The organism is Bulleidia extructa W1219, assembly GCF_000177375.1.
Classification (GTDB): Bacteria; Bacillota_I; Bacilli_A; order Erysipelotrichales; family Erysipelotrichaceae; genus Bulleidia; species Bulleidia extructa.
Genome location: NZ_ADFR01000002.1, coordinates 149184 through 165097 on the forward strand (window position 1 = coordinate 149184; position 15914 = coordinate 165097).

The 15914-nt window shown below is 38.4% G+C and carries 27 protein-coding genes; 3 read left to right on the forward strand and 24 right to left on the reverse strand.

Annotation, left to right across the window (positions count from 1 at the left end):
• On the reverse strand, positions 1-849 hold the full coding sequence (locus tag HMPREF9013_RS01185) for a LysR family transcriptional regulator (protein ID WP_006626541.1): 849 nt from the start codon (positions 847-849) through the stop codon (positions 1-3).
• Between the two features lie 89 nt (positions 850-938).
• On the opposite strand from HMPREF9013_RS01185, the gene HMPREF9013_RS01190 reads away from it, so the two are divergent.
• From HMPREF9013_RS01190 to HMPREF9013_RS01200, 3 genes are all read left to right on the forward strand, one after another.
• Complete coding sequence (locus HMPREF9013_RS01190; protein ID WP_006626542.1) at positions 939-2648, forward strand: ABC transporter ATP-binding protein; 1710 nt, start codon at positions 939-941, stop codon at positions 2646-2648.
• Positions 2649-2665: 17 nt separating this feature from the next.
• Entirely contained in the window at positions 2666-4414 is a 1749-nt protein-coding gene (locus tag HMPREF9013_RS01195) for an ABC transporter ATP-binding protein (RefSeq protein WP_006626543.1), read from the forward strand.
• Positions 4415-4499: 85 nt separating this feature from the next.
• Positions 4500-5192 carry an N-acetylmannosamine-6-phosphate 2-epimerase gene (locus tag HMPREF9013_RS01200; protein ID WP_006626544.1) on the forward strand — a complete coding sequence of 231 codons (693 nt, stop codon included), beginning with the start codon at positions 4500-4502 and terminating at the stop codon, positions 5190-5192.
• A gap of 105 nt (positions 5193-5297) precedes the next feature.
• Here the strand turns inward: HMPREF9013_RS01200 and rplQ are convergent, their stop codons facing one another.
• Genes rplQ through rpsS form a run of 23 tightly spaced genes read right to left on the reverse strand, consistent with a single transcriptional unit; the run spans position 5298 to position 15901 of the window.
• Positions 5298-5660 carry a 50S ribosomal protein L17 gene (rplQ, locus tag HMPREF9013_RS01205; protein WP_006626545.1) on the reverse strand — a complete coding sequence of 121 codons (363 nt, stop codon included), beginning with the start codon at positions 5658-5660 and terminating at the stop codon, positions 5298-5300.
• A gap of 12 nt (positions 5661-5672) precedes the next feature.
• Positions 5673-6632 carry a DNA-directed RNA polymerase subunit alpha gene (locus HMPREF9013_RS01210; RefSeq protein WP_006626546.1) on the reverse strand — a complete coding sequence of 320 codons (960 nt, stop codon included), beginning with the start codon at positions 6630-6632 and terminating at the stop codon, positions 5673-5675.
• Between the two features lie 23 nt (positions 6633-6655).
• Entirely contained in the window at positions 6656-7060 is a 405-nt protein-coding gene (gene rpsK / locus HMPREF9013_RS01215) for a 30S ribosomal protein S11 (RefSeq protein WP_006626547.1), read from the reverse strand.
• A gap of 12 nt (positions 7061-7072) precedes the next feature.
• The gene (gene rpsM, locus HMPREF9013_RS01220) at positions 7073-7438 is read right to left on the reverse strand and encodes a 30S ribosomal protein S13 (RefSeq protein WP_006626548.1); all 366 of its coding nucleotides are present in this window, start codon (positions 7436-7438) and stop codon (positions 7073-7075) included.
• A gap of 18 nt (positions 7439-7456) precedes the next feature.
• Entirely contained in the window at positions 7457-7570 is a 114-nt protein-coding gene (rpmJ, locus tag HMPREF9013_RS01225; RefSeq protein ID WP_006626549.1) for a 50S ribosomal protein L36, read from the reverse strand.
• Positions 7571-7603: 33 nt separating this feature from the next.
• The gene (gene infA / locus HMPREF9013_RS01230) at positions 7604-7822 is read right to left on the reverse strand and encodes a translation initiation factor IF-1 (protein ID WP_006626550.1); all 219 of its coding nucleotides are present in this window, start codon (positions 7820-7822) and stop codon (positions 7604-7606) included.
• Positions 7823-7832: 10 nt separating this feature from the next.
• Positions 7833-8483 (reverse strand): adenylate kinase, encoded by a 651-nt coding sequence (locus HMPREF9013_RS01235; protein ID WP_006626551.1) that lies wholly within the window; start codon positions 8481-8483, stop codon positions 7833-7835.
• A 9-nt stretch (positions 8484-8492) separates the two neighbouring features.
• Positions 8493-9779, reverse strand: coding sequence for a preprotein translocase subunit SecY (gene secY, locus HMPREF9013_RS01240; RefSeq protein ID WP_006626552.1), 1287 nt, complete (start codon positions 9777-9779; stop codon positions 8493-8495).
• A 1-nt stretch (position 9780) separates the two neighbouring features.
• The gene (rplO, locus tag HMPREF9013_RS01245) at positions 9781-10221 is read right to left on the reverse strand and encodes a 50S ribosomal protein L15 (RefSeq protein WP_006626553.1); all 441 of its coding nucleotides are present in this window, start codon (positions 10219-10221) and stop codon (positions 9781-9783) included.
• 11 nt (positions 10222-10232) lie between these two features.
• Positions 10233-10754 carry a 30S ribosomal protein S5 gene (rpsE, locus tag HMPREF9013_RS01250; RefSeq protein ID WP_006626554.1) on the reverse strand — a complete coding sequence of 174 codons (522 nt, stop codon included), beginning with the start codon at positions 10752-10754 and terminating at the stop codon, positions 10233-10235.
• Between the two features lie 14 nt (positions 10755-10768).
• Entirely contained in the window at positions 10769-11125 is a 357-nt protein-coding gene (gene rplR / locus HMPREF9013_RS01255; protein ID WP_006626555.1) for a 50S ribosomal protein L18, read from the reverse strand.
• A 16-nt stretch (positions 11126-11141) separates the two neighbouring features.
• Entirely contained in the window at positions 11142-11684 is a 543-nt protein-coding gene (gene rplF / locus HMPREF9013_RS01260; protein WP_006626556.1) for a 50S ribosomal protein L6, read from the reverse strand.
• Positions 11685-11699: 15 nt separating this feature from the next.
• Entirely contained in the window at positions 11700-12098 is a 399-nt protein-coding gene (gene rpsH, locus HMPREF9013_RS01265; protein ID WP_006626557.1) for a 30S ribosomal protein S8, read from the reverse strand.
• A gap of 15 nt (positions 12099-12113) precedes the next feature.
• Positions 12114-12299: a type Z 30S ribosomal protein S14 gene (locus HMPREF9013_RS01270; RefSeq protein ID WP_006626558.1), complete on the reverse strand. Its 186-nt coding sequence runs from the start codon at positions 12297-12299 to the stop codon at positions 12114-12116.
• Between the two features lie 14 nt (positions 12300-12313).
• On the reverse strand, positions 12314-12853 hold the full coding sequence (gene rplE, locus HMPREF9013_RS01275; protein WP_006626559.1) for a 50S ribosomal protein L5: 540 nt from the start codon (positions 12851-12853) through the stop codon (positions 12314-12316).
• Complete coding sequence (rplX, locus tag HMPREF9013_RS01280; RefSeq protein ID WP_006626560.1) at positions 12853-13176, reverse strand: 50S ribosomal protein L24; 324 nt, start codon at positions 13174-13176, stop codon at positions 12853-12855. The genes rplE and rplX overlap by 1 nt, the downstream gene beginning before the upstream one ends.
• A gap of 10 nt (positions 13177-13186) precedes the next feature.
• Positions 13187-13555 (reverse strand): 50S ribosomal protein L14, encoded by a 369-nt coding sequence (gene rplN / locus HMPREF9013_RS01285; protein ID WP_006626561.1) that lies wholly within the window; start codon positions 13553-13555, stop codon positions 13187-13189.
• Positions 13556-13571: 16 nt separating this feature from the next.
• Positions 13572-13832 carry a 30S ribosomal protein S17 gene (gene rpsQ, locus HMPREF9013_RS01290; protein WP_006626562.1) on the reverse strand — a complete coding sequence of 87 codons (261 nt, stop codon included), beginning with the start codon at positions 13830-13832 and terminating at the stop codon, positions 13572-13574.
• 14 nt (positions 13833-13846) lie between these two features.
• Positions 13847-14047, reverse strand: a complete 201-nt coding sequence (rpmC, locus tag HMPREF9013_RS01295) for a 50S ribosomal protein L29 (RefSeq protein ID WP_006626563.1) — start codon at positions 14045-14047, stop codon at positions 13847-13849.
• Positions 14047-14466 carry a 50S ribosomal protein L16 gene (gene rplP / locus HMPREF9013_RS01300; protein WP_006626564.1) on the reverse strand — a complete coding sequence of 140 codons (420 nt, stop codon included), beginning with the start codon at positions 14464-14466 and terminating at the stop codon, positions 14047-14049. Before rplP ends, rpmC begins: the two co-directional genes overlap by 1 nt.
• A gap of 2 nt (positions 14467-14468) precedes the next feature.
• Complete coding sequence (gene rpsC / locus HMPREF9013_RS01305; protein ID WP_006626565.1) at positions 14469-15266, reverse strand: 30S ribosomal protein S3; 798 nt, start codon at positions 15264-15266, stop codon at positions 14469-14471.
• Positions 15267-15281: 15 nt separating this feature from the next.
• Positions 15282-15617 (reverse strand): 50S ribosomal protein L22, encoded by a 336-nt coding sequence (gene rplV, locus HMPREF9013_RS01310; protein WP_006626566.1) that lies wholly within the window; start codon positions 15615-15617, stop codon positions 15282-15284.
• Between the two features lie 14 nt (positions 15618-15631).
• Complete coding sequence (rpsS, locus tag HMPREF9013_RS01315; RefSeq protein WP_006626567.1) at positions 15632-15901, reverse strand: 30S ribosomal protein S19; 270 nt, start codon at positions 15899-15901, stop codon at positions 15632-15634.
• Positions 15902-15914: the final 13 nt, after the last annotated feature.

A 15914-nucleotide genomic window follows, 5' to 3' on the forward strand; every position in this document is an offset into this window, starting at 1 on the left:
CTATATCTCTGTACGCTGCCAATAGGATAAAAATAAATTTGTTTCAAATCCTACATTTTTGGTATTCCACGTCAATAAAATTTCAGTCTCTAAATCTTTTTCTTCCAGTGGTAATACTTGTAAGTCTTTCTCTATTAGTTTTAAAGAAGCCGGCACGATGGCTATTCCATTTCCTAACTTAGCTAACTCAACTGCATCTCTTCCATCATCACACAAGTAAGCAATCCGGCAATTCAGATGGCGATGATCAAATGCTGATATAATTAATTTTTGATAACGACGATACACAATCAAAGGATATTGACTGACTTGGTCTAATGCCACTTTTTTGAATTGGTAAGATTTTCGACAAAAAACAATCACCATATTTTCTTTCCGAATCAAATGGCTTTTCAAATTACCTAAAAACACAGGACTTCTCAATAGAGCTACATCAATCATCCCTTCTTTCAAAAGATGATTCAATCGATAACTATTTTCATCCCATAATTCATAATGAATGTGTGGATAATCCATTTGAAATCCTTTTAATACAGGCATTAAAACCGGTATCGTCGTCGGTGTTACTCCAATTCTTAAAATAGGATGATGTCCGGCTGATCTCACTTCCAATTTCAGGGCTTCTAATCTTCTTAATAAATCACCGGATTCTTGGTATAAAAGTTGACCGGCCTCCGTTAAATGGATCTCTTTTCTTCCTCTTTCAAATAATGATAAACCCAATTCATCCTCCAATTTTTTCATTTGAAAGGATAACGGAGGTTGGGAAAGGCTCAATTTTCTAGCTGCTGCTGAAATAGTCCCACTTTCAACGACAGCTCGAAAGTATTCTAATTGTTTAATTTCCATATTTTTTTCCTATACTTTTCTAATAAAAACAATATTTTACATGATAGTATCTTCAGTATATCCTAAAGACGAAAAGAAGAGAATATTTTATGAAACGACTATTTATGTATATGAAAGATGATCGTAAAGAAATCATCTTGGCTCCTTTATTTAAACTGTTAGAAGCTCTCATCGATTTGTTTATTCCTATTATTGTGGCAGATATCATCAATCAAGGAATTCAAAAAGTCAATTTTCCTTATCTATATTCCCGCTTTTTCTTGATGTTTATACTAGCAACCATCGGATTCTGCTTTTCTGTTTTAGCTCAATACTTTGCGGCAAAAGCTTCCTCTGGTACTTGCTGTCAGATTCGCCAATCCCTTTTTAATCATATCCAGGATTTATCATATAAAAATTTAGATCAAGTTGGAAAAAGTACGTTAATGACTCGTTTAACTTCGGATATCAACACCATTCAAAATGGTCTTAATTTAGCTTTACGCTTAGTATTACGAAGTCCTTTTGTGGTTTTCGGTTCCATGATCATGGCTTTTACCATCAACGTACAAGCCGCTCTCATTTTTGTGGTAGCGATTCCACTTTTATTCTTTGTCATTGTTACGATTATGTTGATTAGTATTCCTCTTTTAAAAAAAGTACAAGCCCAATTAGATGAAGTCATGACCGCTACTCGAGAAAATCTAGCCGGTGTTCGTGTGATCCGTGCCTTTTGTCAAGAAGAAATTTTTAATGCCTCTTTCCAGAAAAAAAATAATCAATTTACCAAATTATCCGAAAAAGTCGGTCGTATTTCAGCTCTTTTAAACCCAATGACTTATGTCCTGATCAATTTGGCAACTATTTTCCTAATTTATACCGGATTTCTTCAAATTCAATCTGGCATGATGAAACAAGGAGACTTAGTTGCTTTATATCATTATACTGCTCTAATGATCATTGAATTGATTAAACTTGCCTCTTTAATCATTACCATTAACCGCGCTTTAGCTTGTAGCGATCGGGTTGCAGATATTTTAGATATAAAATCTGATCTATCCTACTCCTCTGCTATTATCAAAACAAATGTCCAAGGAAAAGTCGAATTTCAAAATGTTAGCTTTTATTATGACAAACAGGGGGAGCCTTCTTTAAACCACATTAGCTTTATTGCTAATCCTCAAGAAACCGTCGGTATCATTGGTGGAACCGGATCGGGTAAATCCACCTTAGTTCAACTCATTCCTCGCTTTTACGATGTTCATCAAGGAGCGATTTTTGTGGATGACCATTCGGTAAAAGACTATCCTCAAACACAATTGATTCAAAAGATAAGTATTGTTCCTCAAAAAGCTGTTTTATTTAAAGGAACAATTCGTGAAAATCTATTATATGGCAATGAAAATGCCAACGATGAGGATTTATGGAAGGCTTTATGCCTTGCTCAAGCTGAAGAAGTGGTTAAGCAAAAAGAAGGACAATTGAGCTTTCTCTTAGAGCAAGGAGGAAGAAATCTTTCCGGCGGTCAAAAACAACGTTTAACTATCGCAAGAGCCCTTGTTCGAAAACCGGAAATTTTAATTTTAGACGATTCTGCCAGTGCTTTAGATTTTGCGACCGATGCTGCTTTACGAAAATCATTACAATCAATCCAAAATACAACTATTTTTCTAGTGAGTCAAAGAGTCACTTCAGTTCAACAGTGCGATACCATTCTAGTCCTAGACAATGGTCAACTTGTAGGCAAAGGCAAACATGAAGAGTTGATGAAAACCTGCCCTGTTTATCAAGAAATTTATAAATCGCAAATAGCTCAATAGGAAGAAAGGAAGTTCATATGAGAAAAATTCAAGAAAATGATTCTTTTATTCTAAGAAAACTTTTTCACTATCTAAGACAATATCGGGTTTTTCTAGTTCTCAGTATCCTATTTGCCATCATTTCTTCCATTTTTATGTTGTATGTACCGATTCTATTTGGTCAAGCTATTGATGACACCATCCATCTCAATCAATTTCAATTTTCCATCATTCTTCGAACTCTGATTTTCATTAGTATTTTTGTATTGATGGGTGGTTTATCAACTTGGCTCATGAATCTTATTAACAATAAACTTACTTACTGTATTATTCGCGATTTACGATCTGACTCTATGAATAAAATCCAACATTTACCTCTTCAATACCTAGATACTCATTCAATTGGAGATATAGAAAGTCGTATCATTGCAGATTGTGATCAAATAGGAGATAGTTTACTGCTCGGATTTTCACAATTATTTCAAGGCGTTATCACTATTATTGTTACATTGACTTTCATGTTTTCTAAATCTTGGTTGATCACTCTTTTAGTCATTCTTTTAACACCGATTAGTTTCTTTGTAGCGAAATTCATTGCCTCCCGATCGTTCTATCTTTTCAAAGACTTATCTGTCCTTCGAGGAGAACAGACATCTCTCATTGAAGAAATGATTGGCGAAGAAAAAATAGTGCAAGCCTTGGGTTATCAAGATAAAGCTAAAATTCGCTTTCAAATCATCAATCAAAACTTACAAAAGATATCGGAAAAAGCCATTTTTTTCTCGTCCTTAACTAATCCATCCACTAGGTTTGTAAATGGAATCATCTATGCACTGGTGGCCTTAATAGGTAGTTTCTCTATTTTAAAAGGACATCTTAGTGTAGGAGGGTTGTCAGTTTTGTTAGGTTATGCCAATCAATACATGAAACCTTTTAATGACATCAGCTCTGTAGTGACTGAGTTCCAAAATGCCCTAGCTTGTACTGCAAGAATCTTTGAAATTATTGAACAACCGTCTGAAAGTCCTGATCCAATTGGTACTTTAGGTAAAGCGAAAGGTCATATAAAAGTCAAAGATGTTTGTTTCAACTATGTTTCTTATCAACCTTTAATTGAACGATTTAATGTTGAAGCAAAACCAGGTATGCGGATTGCAATTGTTGGTCCAACGGGTTGTGGAAAAACAACCTTCATTAACTTATTAATGCGATTCTATGATATTCAAGATGGCTCGATTCAAATTGACGGGAAAGATATCCGATCTATTTCACGACATGAACTTCGAAAAAATTTTGGTATGGTTTTACAGGACACATGGATTCAAAAAGGAACGATTCGTGACAACATCATCATCGGAAAACCGAATGCCAGTGAAAAAGAAATCCTTCAAGCCGCAAAAAATGCTCATAGTTATGATTTTATTAAACGTTTACCAAAAGGGTTTGAAACAGAAATTGAGGACTCCAGTATGTCTCAAGGAGAGAAACAGTTATTATGTATTACCCGGGTAATGTTGCAATCTCCTCCTATGTTGATATTAGACGAAGCTACTTCTTCAATCGACACCAGAACGGAAATTCAAATTCAACAAGCTTTTGACCGTTTAATGAAAGGAAGAACTTCTTTTATTGTTGCTCATCGCCTTTCCACCATTCGTTATGCAGATTTAATTTTAGTCATGAAAGAAGGACATATTATCGAACAAGGAAATCATGAAACTTTATTAGCTAAGCATGGTTTTTATCATTATTTATATCACAGTCAATTTGAACGAACTTGCAAATGAATAATCTATCTTAGCACCATTTATTATTTCCACTTTGACTTACTAATCTATCATTTATAATATATAAAAAAGGAGGAATTCATTTATGACAAATCAAGAGATACTAAAAGCAATAAAAGGACAATTAATTGTTTCTTGCCAAGCATTACCAGAAGAACCCCTCCACTCTTCCTTTATTATGGGAAGAATGGCATTAGCAGCTTTCCAAGGAGGAGCTAAAGGGATTCGTGCAAATACAGTAGAAGATATTCAAGAAATCAAAAAAATAGTCAATTTGCCTATCATCGGTATTATTAAAAAAGTATACGTAGATGAACCGAATGTCTATATTACACCAACCATAAAAGAAGTAGATGCCTTAGTGCAAGAAGGGGTTGATATTATCGCCTTAGATGCAACTCAAAGATGTCACCCGGGGAAAAAATCAATTGATGATTTATTCCGAGAAGTGCGCCAAAAATATCCAAATCAATTATTCATGGCAGATACTTCAAATCTGGAGGAAGGACTTCATGCTGCTGAAATTGGCTTTGATTTAGTTGGAACAACCTTAGCCGGTTATACCGACTACACTAAAGGAGTTTCCTTACCACCTTATCGGTTCTTGAAAGACTTAGTGAAACAATGTCCTGTGCCTATTATTGCTGAAGGGAATATTTCTACTCCGGAACATTGCCGTCACGCTATGGATATTGGTGTTCATGCAGTTGTTGTAGGAAGTGCTATTACCCGTCCATTAGAAATCACTAAAAAATTTATGAAAGCCTTAACAGAATAATCAAGCTATTGGTATGAACTATATCGAAATTCCTTAAGAAAGACGACTTTGTCTTTCTTTTTAAATTCCACAAAAAAAGAGAATGAATTCATCCTCTTTTTATCCTTAAACCAATTCAATGAATGCCATTGGAGCAGCATCTCCACGACGTACACCTGTTTTAATAACACGAGTGTAACCACCATGACGTTCTGCATACTTAGGAGCTACTTCATCAAATAACTTTTGTAAAACTGTTTGTTGAGCCTCTTCGTCAGCTACTACATTACGAATATAAGAGGCAGCTTGACGACGAGCAGCCAAATTTCCTTTCTTACCTAAAGTGATTAAATGGTCAACGACCGAACGCATGTCCTTAGCTTTAGCCTCTGTTGTTTCTACACGACCGTATAAAATAACAGAAGTAGCTAAATTCCTTAACATCGCTTTACGGTGATCCGCATTGCGACCAAATTTACGATTCCACATAATATTCCTCCATTAGTCAAAGGTCTTAAAGCCAAAGCCCATTTCAATAAGCTTGTCTTTAACTTCCTTAAGTGATTTCTTACCAAGATTACGCACACGCATCATTTCATCCTCTGTCTTTTGAGTCAATTCATCAACCGTTTGAATGCCTGCACGTTTTAAACAGTTATAAGAACGAACTGATAAATCCAAATCTTCAATCATCATTTGATGACCCTTATTTGGTTTTTCTGCTGTGCTTTGCTTAATAACGCTATCGGATATCATAACCTCATCGTTAATTCCAGCAACAATCTCTAAATGATCCACCAAGATCTTAGCTGCCAATGATAAAGCCTTTTGTGGATTAATGGAACCATCGGTTGTTACTTCCATGGTCAATTCATCATATTTCACGTTCTCTCCAACACGGGTTGGTTCTACATGATAAGCCACCTTGGTAACAGGAGTATATATGGAATCTGTATAGACGGTTCCAATTCCTTGAGAAACTCCCGATCTTAATTGTTTATTAATATCAGCACTAACGTATCCACGTCCGTTTTGTACTTTGATTTCCATTTCTAATGATGCTCCTACTTCAAGATTAGCAATCACTAGATCTTTGTTTACTATTTCAACTTGTGCAGGAACAATTAAGTCCGCAGCCTTAACAGTACCTGGACCCTTAGCAGAAATTTGTAAAGTATATTCTTCATCATCTTCAATCTTCATTACTAATTGTTTTAGATTCAAGATAATCATGGATACATCTTCACGCACCCCCGGAATAGAGGTAAATTCATGATAGACTTGATCCACTTTGATGGAGAAAACTGCGGCTCCAGGCAAAGAGGAAAGTAGAACACGGCGAAGCGCATTCCCGATTGTGGTACCAAATCCTCTCTCTAAAGGAGTTAGGATAAATCTACCGTAATTTTCAGATTCAACGTATTCTTGAACTTCGAAATCAGCGCGTTCAAATTTTTGCATGTTTCAATCCTCCTTATCTTTCATTAACCACGAGGTCTCTTCGGTGGACGACAACCGTTATGAGGAATAGGTGTTACATCATTGATCACCGTGATATTCAATCCAGCTGTTTGTAATGAACGAACAGCGGCTTCACGACCAGCACCAGGTCCCTTAACGTTTACTTCAACACTTTTCATACCTTGTTGAACAGCGGCCTTACCAGCAGCTTCAGCGGTTAATTGAGCTACATAAGGAGTTGACTTACGAGAACCCTTATATCCCAATGCCCCAGCAGAGCTCCAAGCAACCACATTACCCGCTTCATCCGAGATGGTTACGATAGTGTTATTAAATGTGGAATGAATATGGGCGATTCCTTTAGCGACGTTACGGCGTGTTTTCTTCTTACGAGTTACAGCGCCTTTTTTCTTTGTATTAGCTGCCATATTATCCTCCTATTACTTCTTCTTATTGGCCACTGTACGACGTGGTCCTTTTCTTGTACGAGCGTTAGTTTTTGTTCTTTGACCACGAACAGGCAACCCTCTTCTATGACGTGTTCCGCGATAAGATCCAATTTCCATTAAACGTTTAATGTCTAATGCTGTATCACGACGTAAGTCACCTTCCGTCTTAACGGAATCAACTTTGGAACGAATGGCTGTTTCCTGTTCATCGGTTAATTCAGATGTTCTTGTTGATGGATCAATTCCACATTCTTCTAAAATCTTTTTAGCAGTTGTAGGACCAATACCATAAATATAAGTCAATGAAATTCCAATCACTTTATGACGTGGAATATCAACACCGGCAATACGTGGCATATTTATTTCCTCCCTTTATTAACCCTGTCTTTGTTTGTGCTTAGGGTTTTGACAGATTACCATAACAACACCCTTGCGTTTGATAACTCTGCACTTATCACAAATCGGTTTTACTGATGGTCTAACTTTCATGTTTTGTGCCTCCTAGACATTTTCTATATTGTATTACTTATGACGATAAGTAATACGCCCACGTGTTAAATCATATGGTGAAATTTCAACGGTAACCCGATCGCCTGGTAAAATGCGAATGTAATTCATACGGATTTTACCAGCAACGTGGGCTCGGATTTCGTGACCATTTTGAAGTTTCACCAGGAAGTTCGCATTCGGAAGAATATCTTCGATTACGCCTTCAATTTCAATTACGTCTTGTTTACTCATTTACTTTCCCTTATTTAACTGAATCAAGAATACTTTGGATATCGGCGAACACTTTATCTGGTTTTTGACCAGCATTCACATGTTTCGCAATCCCTTGTTTTTCATAATACTGAATCACAGGCTCCGTTTGCTTTCTATATTCATTCATACGTACTTGGAGTTGTTCTAATGTATCGTCTTTTCTCTGTGTCAATTCACTACTACACACATCACAAACACCCTCTACTTTAGATGGATGATTCTTAATATGATAAATAGAACCACAATTCTTACAAATACGTCTACCTGTAATTCTTTCTTCCAGCACAGCAATATCAACATCTAAAACCAAAGCTACATCCACCGAGCGATTAATCTTACTCGTGATTTTTGTTAAAGCTTCAGCTTGGCCTAGGCTACGAGGAAAGCCATCCAATAGATAACCATTTGCACAGTCATCTTGTTGAAGACGATCCTCCACCATATCGTTGACCAAGGAATCCGGTACTAATTTACCAGCTTCCATATATTCTTTTGCTTTTGTGCCAAGAGGAGTGTTATTCTTGATATTCTCGCGGAACATATCTCCTGTTGAGATATGGGGAACACTGTACTTCGTCTTAATTTCTTTAGACATTGTGCCTTTACCAGCACCGGCTGGACCCATGATGAGAATATTCATACTTTCCTCCTATTTTTTAAAGAATCCCTTGTATTGTTTCTGAGTCAATTGACCCTTCAACTGATTCATTGTTTCTAAAGCAACACCGACAACAATGATAATCCCCGTACCACTAACGGCTGTTGCTTGCGATAAATTCGTAAACTTGGTTAGTAGATAAGGAAGGACAGCAATAATAGTTAATCCAATCGCTCCTAAAACTGTAATACGATGTAAAACTTTTGAAACATACACTTTCGTTTCATTTCCAGGACGAATACCCGGAATATACGCTCCTGATTTACCTAAGTTATCTGCCATTTGATCCGGATCCACTTGTAAATCAGTATAGAAGAATGTAAATAAGATGGTTAATACAGCATATAGCCCAAGACCGGTCCAACTTGTCAAACTCAACCACTGACTTAACTTATTGTATAAGCTAGTGTTGAAAAAGCTGATGATAATCTGCGGTGCCAGCATGATACTTTGCGCAAAGATTACCGGAATGACCGAAGCCGAATTAATCTTAAGAGGAAGGAAAGTAACATCCGCTCCCCCTCTTGTGGTCGAGCTATTTGTATATTGAACAGGAATCTTACGAATGGCTGTTTCCATAATAATAACGAAAATAACAATCGCAAGGAATAATAAGACATATAAACCAAACTGCAGAATTCCGTTAAACACTTCTCCTCGTGATGATCCGCCTGTTAAAATAGCGTAGACTTGACCAAAAGAAGCCGGAAAATTCGACACAATACCAGCAAAGATAATCATGGATAACCCATTGCCAATCCCTTTCATGGAGATACGGTCACCCACCCAAATAAGGAACATGGTACCGGCCGACATAACGGTAGCTGTGTATAAGTATCCTGAAAGATTTGCGTTTTGTAAAATCTTATATTGAACATCAAATCCATATACAAGTGAGAAAGATTGAACAAAGGCTAATACAACGCCTAAATACCGTGTTGTCTTTTCAATCTTCACACGCCCTGTTTGTCCAGATTTACTCATTTCTGTTAAGGATGGAATCACATCCATTGATAATAACTGAATGATAATACTCGCTGTGATATAAGGAGTAACCCCCATTGCAAAAATAGAAAGTCTTTCCAAAGCACCACCACCAAGCAAATTCATCATTCCAAGTAATGAGTTGCCTGCAATCTGCTTAGCGAACTGGGCGGTGTTCACACCCGGAACCGGAATAGCAGATCCAAAACGGTAAATCAGCAGCATGGCTAAAGTAAAGAAAATCTTATTTCTTGTCTCTTTATTTTTAAACAAGCTGGCAAAGGTACCTAACATGTTAGAGCACCTCTACACTTCCGCCTGCCGCCTCAATTGCCTTTTTAGCTGATTCAGAAAATTTATTAGCTTTGACGGTTAATTTCTTTTCTAAAACACCATTGCCTAGAATCTTAACACCGTCAAATGTCTTTTTAACAAGACCACAAGCCTTTAACGCTTCTACATCAACTGTTACGTCTTCTTCAAAAACATTTAATGCTTCTACATTCACCACAGCATATTCTTTATGATTGAAATTTGTAAAGCCACGTTTAGGCATTCTCTTGAAGAAAGGAGTTTGACCACCTTCGAACCCAATGGCTACACCGCCACCGGAACGGGAATTTTGTCCTTTCTGTCCGCGACCAGAAGTCTTTCCATTACCAGAACCTTGGCCACGACCTACACGATTGGAACTAAAACGGGCTCCTTCGTTATACTTTAGGTTTTCTAATTTCATCTTGAACCTCCTTAGCGAACTTCAGCGACTTTTTTATCGCGTAATTTAGCCACTTCGTTAACTGTTCTTAATCCTTTTAATGCTTCTAGCGTTGCATAAACGACATTTACACTTGTTCTAGAACCAATGACTTTGGATAATACATCAGAAACACCAGCTAATTCAAGAATCGAGCGAACCGCACCACCAGCAATGACACCAGTACCTGGAGCAGCTGGCGCTAAGAATACGGTTGAGGATAAATGTTTACCTTTCACCTGATGAGGCACTGTGCGGAAGTTGTCTACCAAATTCACACGGAAAACATTCTTTTGAGCAGCTTCTGTCGCTTTACGAATCGCATCCGGAACTTCGGCCGCCTTACCCATACCAAATCCAACACGACCCTTCTTATCACCGACAACGACAAGAGCAGCGAAACGCATACGTCGTCCACCCTTGACTGTTTTACTAACTCGATTAATGGAGACAACAACATCTTCGAACTCTTTTGGTTCGCGTTTCTTAAAAGTTTTCTTATTTTCGTTTGCCATTTGTTTTCTCCTTACTAGAACTTCAAGCCAGCTTCTCTAGCTGCATCCGCTAAAGCTTGCACACGGCCGTGGTATACATATCCGCCTCTATCGAAACGAACACTTTCAATCTTAGCTGCTAAGCATTTCTTAGCGATATCTTCGCCAACTTTCTTAGCCGCTTCTACATTTCCGCCTTTTTCTAACTTAAGTTCAAGGGAACTAGAAGCACATAACGTCTTACCCGCAACATCATCAATGACCTGCGCATAAATTTGTGCATTTGAACGGTACACATTCAATCTAGGGCATTCAGGAGTACCGTTGACGATCTTACGTACACGTTTATGACGACGAATACGAACTTGATTCTTATCGATTAATTTCAACATATCTTATCTCCCTTCCCTATTTCTTAGCCGTCTTTCCTTCTTTACGACGAACATTTTCATCAACATAGCGAATACCTTTTCCACCATATGGTTCAGGTTTCTTAGTTGCACGAACAACAGCAGCGAATTGACCAACAATTTGTTTATCAATCCCACTCACATTAATGGTATTAGCGTCAGGCACTTCCACCTTAACATCACTAGGAACCGTGAACTTAACCGGATGAGAGAAACCAACATTCAACGTTAGTTCAGAGCCAGCTAAAGCAGCACGATAACCAATACCGACAATCTTTAAAGTCTTAGTAAAACCAGTATTGACACCTTCGACCATTGCAGCAATCAAAGCACGTGTCGTGCCATGCAATTGCTTTGTGTGTTTTTCTTCATTTGGGCGCTTAACTGTAAGTACATTAGCGTCCACAGAAATTTCCATTAATGGAGAAAAAGTCTTCACTAATGTTCCCTTAGGACCCTTTACAGTCACCTCATTACCACTGGCAATGCTAACTTCTACGCCAGCAGGAATGGTAATCGCCTTATTACCGATACGTGACATTTCTTTATCCTTTCCTTACCACACATAAGCGACAACTTCGCCGCCAATGTGATTTTTACGAGCTTCGCGATCGCACATCATACCCTTAGAGGTAGAAATAATAGCAACACCTAAGCCATTTAACACCTTAGGAATGTTATCACCCTTTGCATAAACACGAAGACCCGGTTTTGAAATACGCTTAATTCCCGAGATCACCTTCAAATCACCCTGATATTTCAAAGTGACTGTAATCTTCTTTTCTGTACCTTCACCAGATACAACATAATTTTCAATGTAACCTTCAGATTTTAATAATTTTGCAATTTCTACTTTCACCTTAGAAGCAGGAACAACATCCACACTCTCTTTGCGAGCTTGAACACCGTTTCTAATACGTGTAAGCATATCAGCAATAGGATCTGTCATATTCATAATGTTGTTTCCTCCTTACCAACTTGCCTTCTTGACACCAGGAATTTGACCTTTATAAGCTAATTCCCGGAAACAAATACGGCAAACTTTATATTTCTTCAAAACTGAATGTGGACGTCCACAAATTTCACAACGAGTATACTCACGTGTGGAGAATTTTGCAGGACGAGATTGTTTAACTCTTAAACTTGTCTTAGCCATGATATTCTCCTTTCTTACTTAGCAAATGGCATACCCATGCCCTTTAATAATGCTGTGGCTTCAGCATTTGTCTTAGCCGTTGTCACGATAACAACATCCAAGCCACGAACTTTATTCACCTTATCAAATTCGATTTCAGGGAAAATTAATTGTTCCTTAACTCCTAAGGTATAGTTCCCGCGGCCATCAAAAGCAGTAGCACTAACACCACGGAAATCACGAACACGCGGAAGAGAAAGATTGATCAACTTATCCAAAAATTCATACATCCTTTCGCCACGCAATGTTACCTTGCAACCAATGGACATGCCCTCACGAAGCTTAAAGTTCGCAATAGATTTCTTAGCCTTTGTTACCACCGGCTTTTGACCAGAGATAGCGGTTAATTCTTCAACAGCTTCATCCAATAACTTAGGATTCGCAATCGCATCACCAACACCCATATTAAGAACAACCTTAACAATTTTTGGTGCTTCCATTGCAGAACTGTATTTGAATTCTTTCATCAAAGAAGGCTTAACGACTTCATTATATTTAACATGTAATTCGTTCATTATTTCTTAGCCTCCTTCACTTCTTTCCCTGTTTTTTTCAAAACACGAACCTTTTTACCTTTTGCATTCACCGAATATCCCACACGAGAAGCTACTTTTTCTTTCTTGTCATATAACATAACGTTTGAAACATGAATAGGAGCTTCTCTTTCGATCACGCCACCTTCCGGATTAGCTTGTGTTGGCTTCAAAGACTTCTTAATCATATTCACGCCTTCCACAATCACTCGGTTGGTGCTTGGGCTAACCGCCTTAACCTCAGCGATGGTTCCCTTGTAGTGGCCACTGATGACCTTGACTGTATCACCTGTCTTAATTTTCATATTGGCCTCCTTATAACACTTCCGGTGCAAGGGAAACGATCTTCGCATACCCTTTATCTCTTAACTCTTTGGCAACCGGTCCAAAGATACGTGTTCCAACTGGCGTACTATCTTCCTTGATAATTACAGCCGCATTTTCGTCAAACTTAATATAGCTACCATTGTCACGACGAAGACCATACACTGTACGAGCAATAACCGCCTTTACAACTTGACCTTCTTTAACAGTCCCATGTGGAGTAGCATGTTTGACCGAACAAACAACAACATCCCCGATAGTAGCACTCTTACGCTTAGATCCGCCTAAACAACGAATAACCAATAATTCCTTGGCACCAGTGTTATCAGCGACTTTCAATCTTGTTTCATTTTGAATCATACTGTCCTCCTGTGCCTTATAAGATAATCGCTTTTTCAACAACCTTAACAAGGCGGAAATGCTTATCTTTACTTAATGGTCTAGTTTCCATGATTTCAACAACATCACCAATCTTAGCAACGTTTTCTTCATCATGAGCTTTATATTTTTGCGAATACTTAACACGACGGCCATATAAAGGATGGCTTCTAGTTGTGCTGATTTCAACAACAATGGTCTTGTCCATCTTATCTGAAACAACCGTTCCACGTAGGACTTTACGAGAATTTCTTTCCATTTCCAGCTCCTCCTTTACTTAGTTTCAGAACTTTCACGTTCTGTCAATACAGTGTAAATACGTGCAATCGTCTTCTTAATGTCCTTGATGCGAGCAGGATTTTCTAAACTTCCTGTCGCTTGAGCAAATCGAAGAGTATATAGTTCTTCTTTCAAACTAATCACTTCTTTTTGAAGTTCTTCGCTACTTAAATCTCTAATTTCTTTAACGTTCATTATTTAGCCTCCTCGCCTTTTTTCACAAAGCGGGTTTTAACGCCTAACTTATTAGCAGCTAAACGTAAAGCTTCGCGGGCAATACTTTCACTAACTCCTGCGATTTCAAACATAACGCGTCCTTTTTGAACAACCGCCACCCAGTGATCAGGAGCCCCTTTACCAGAACCCATACGGACTTCTAAAGGTTTCTTTGTCTTAGCTAAGTGTGGGAAAATCTTAATCCACACTTGACCTTGACGATTCATATGACGTGTCATTGCAATACGAGCCGCTTCAATTTGAGCAGAGGAAACATACGCTCCATCATCCGCCACTAAGCCATATTCACCAAAAACAATCTCACGACCTGCTTTGGAAATACCCTCGTAGCTTAAACGATGAGGTCTTCTATACTTTGTACGCTTTGGCATTAACATAGTTATTCTTGACCTCCTTTGTTTTCTTCAGCAACAGCTTCTACTTTTTCTTGGCGAGAAGCATGGTTGTTAGAACGACGATCATTTCTTCCACCACGACGATTGTTACGACGGTCATTACCACGTCCCTTAGGAGCTTCAGGTTCCTTAACCAGTTGTCCAGGAAGAACTTCTCCTCGGCAAATCCAAACCTTAACACCCAACTTTCCATAAGTGGTTGTCGCTTCTTGAGCCGAATAGTCAATATCACTACGTAATGTATGTAAAGGCACAACACCACGAGAATACCCTTCTTGACGAGCAATTTCAGCCCCACCTAAACGACCCTTAGCTAATGTTTTAATTCCCTTGGCACCGGATCTCATGGTTTGTTGAATCGCTTTCTTTTGTGCAATTCGGAACGATTGACGAGCCTCTAATTGTTCCGCAATACGACGAGCTACTAAGCGAGCGTCTAAATCAGGGTTAGCTACTGCGATCACATCAATCTTGACATTCTTGCCACCTGTCAGTTTGCCCAACTTTTTGCGAAGAACAACCATCTTATCTTGATCACCATCTTTGCCTAATAGCGCTCCAGGACGAGCACAACGAATGATCACCTTAGCATCTTTCTTACCAGTTCTTTCAATTTCGATGCGAGAAATGTATGCATCTTTAAATTCTTTTTCTAAAAATCCACGAATGCGATTGTCTTCATTTAGAAGATCACCGAAATCTGACTTGTCGGCATACCATCTGGATTCCCAATCACGAATAACGCCAACGCGTAATCCAATTGGACTAACTTTTTGACCCATTTTCGATCTTCCTCCTTACTTCACATCGCTAACCACAACTGTAATATGGCTAGTTCTCTTTAAAATTTGAGCGGCGTTTCCTTTTGCTCTAGGCATGAAACGTTTCATAACAACCCCTTCATTTGCATAGCATTCCTTAACATATAATGCCTCAGCATTTAATTGGTGATTATGAGTAGCATTAGCCGCTGCACTCTTAACAACTTTCGCTACGGCAGTAGCTGCGTGATTTGGCATAAATTGTAAAATTGCCAAAGCTTCTTCAACACTCTTACCACGCACCAAATCCAAAACCAATCTCACTTTACGAGGCGTATAGCGGACTGTTTTCGCTGTTGATTTAACATCCATCTTTACTTTCCTCCTTACGCCTTCTTGTCATCCCCATGGCCACCAAACTTACGGGTTGGAACGAATTCACCCAATTTATGGCCAACCATATCTTCTGTCACATAGACAGGCACATGCTCTTTACCATTGTGAACCGCAAATGTATGCTCAACAAAGTTAGGGAAGATTGTTGAACGACGAGACCATGTCTTAATAACTTCTTTTTTGCCGGCCGCATTCAATGCTTCAACCTTTTTCATCAAATGTTCATCACAGAATGGGCCTTTTTTCAAACTTCTTGACATCTAATTTCTCCTT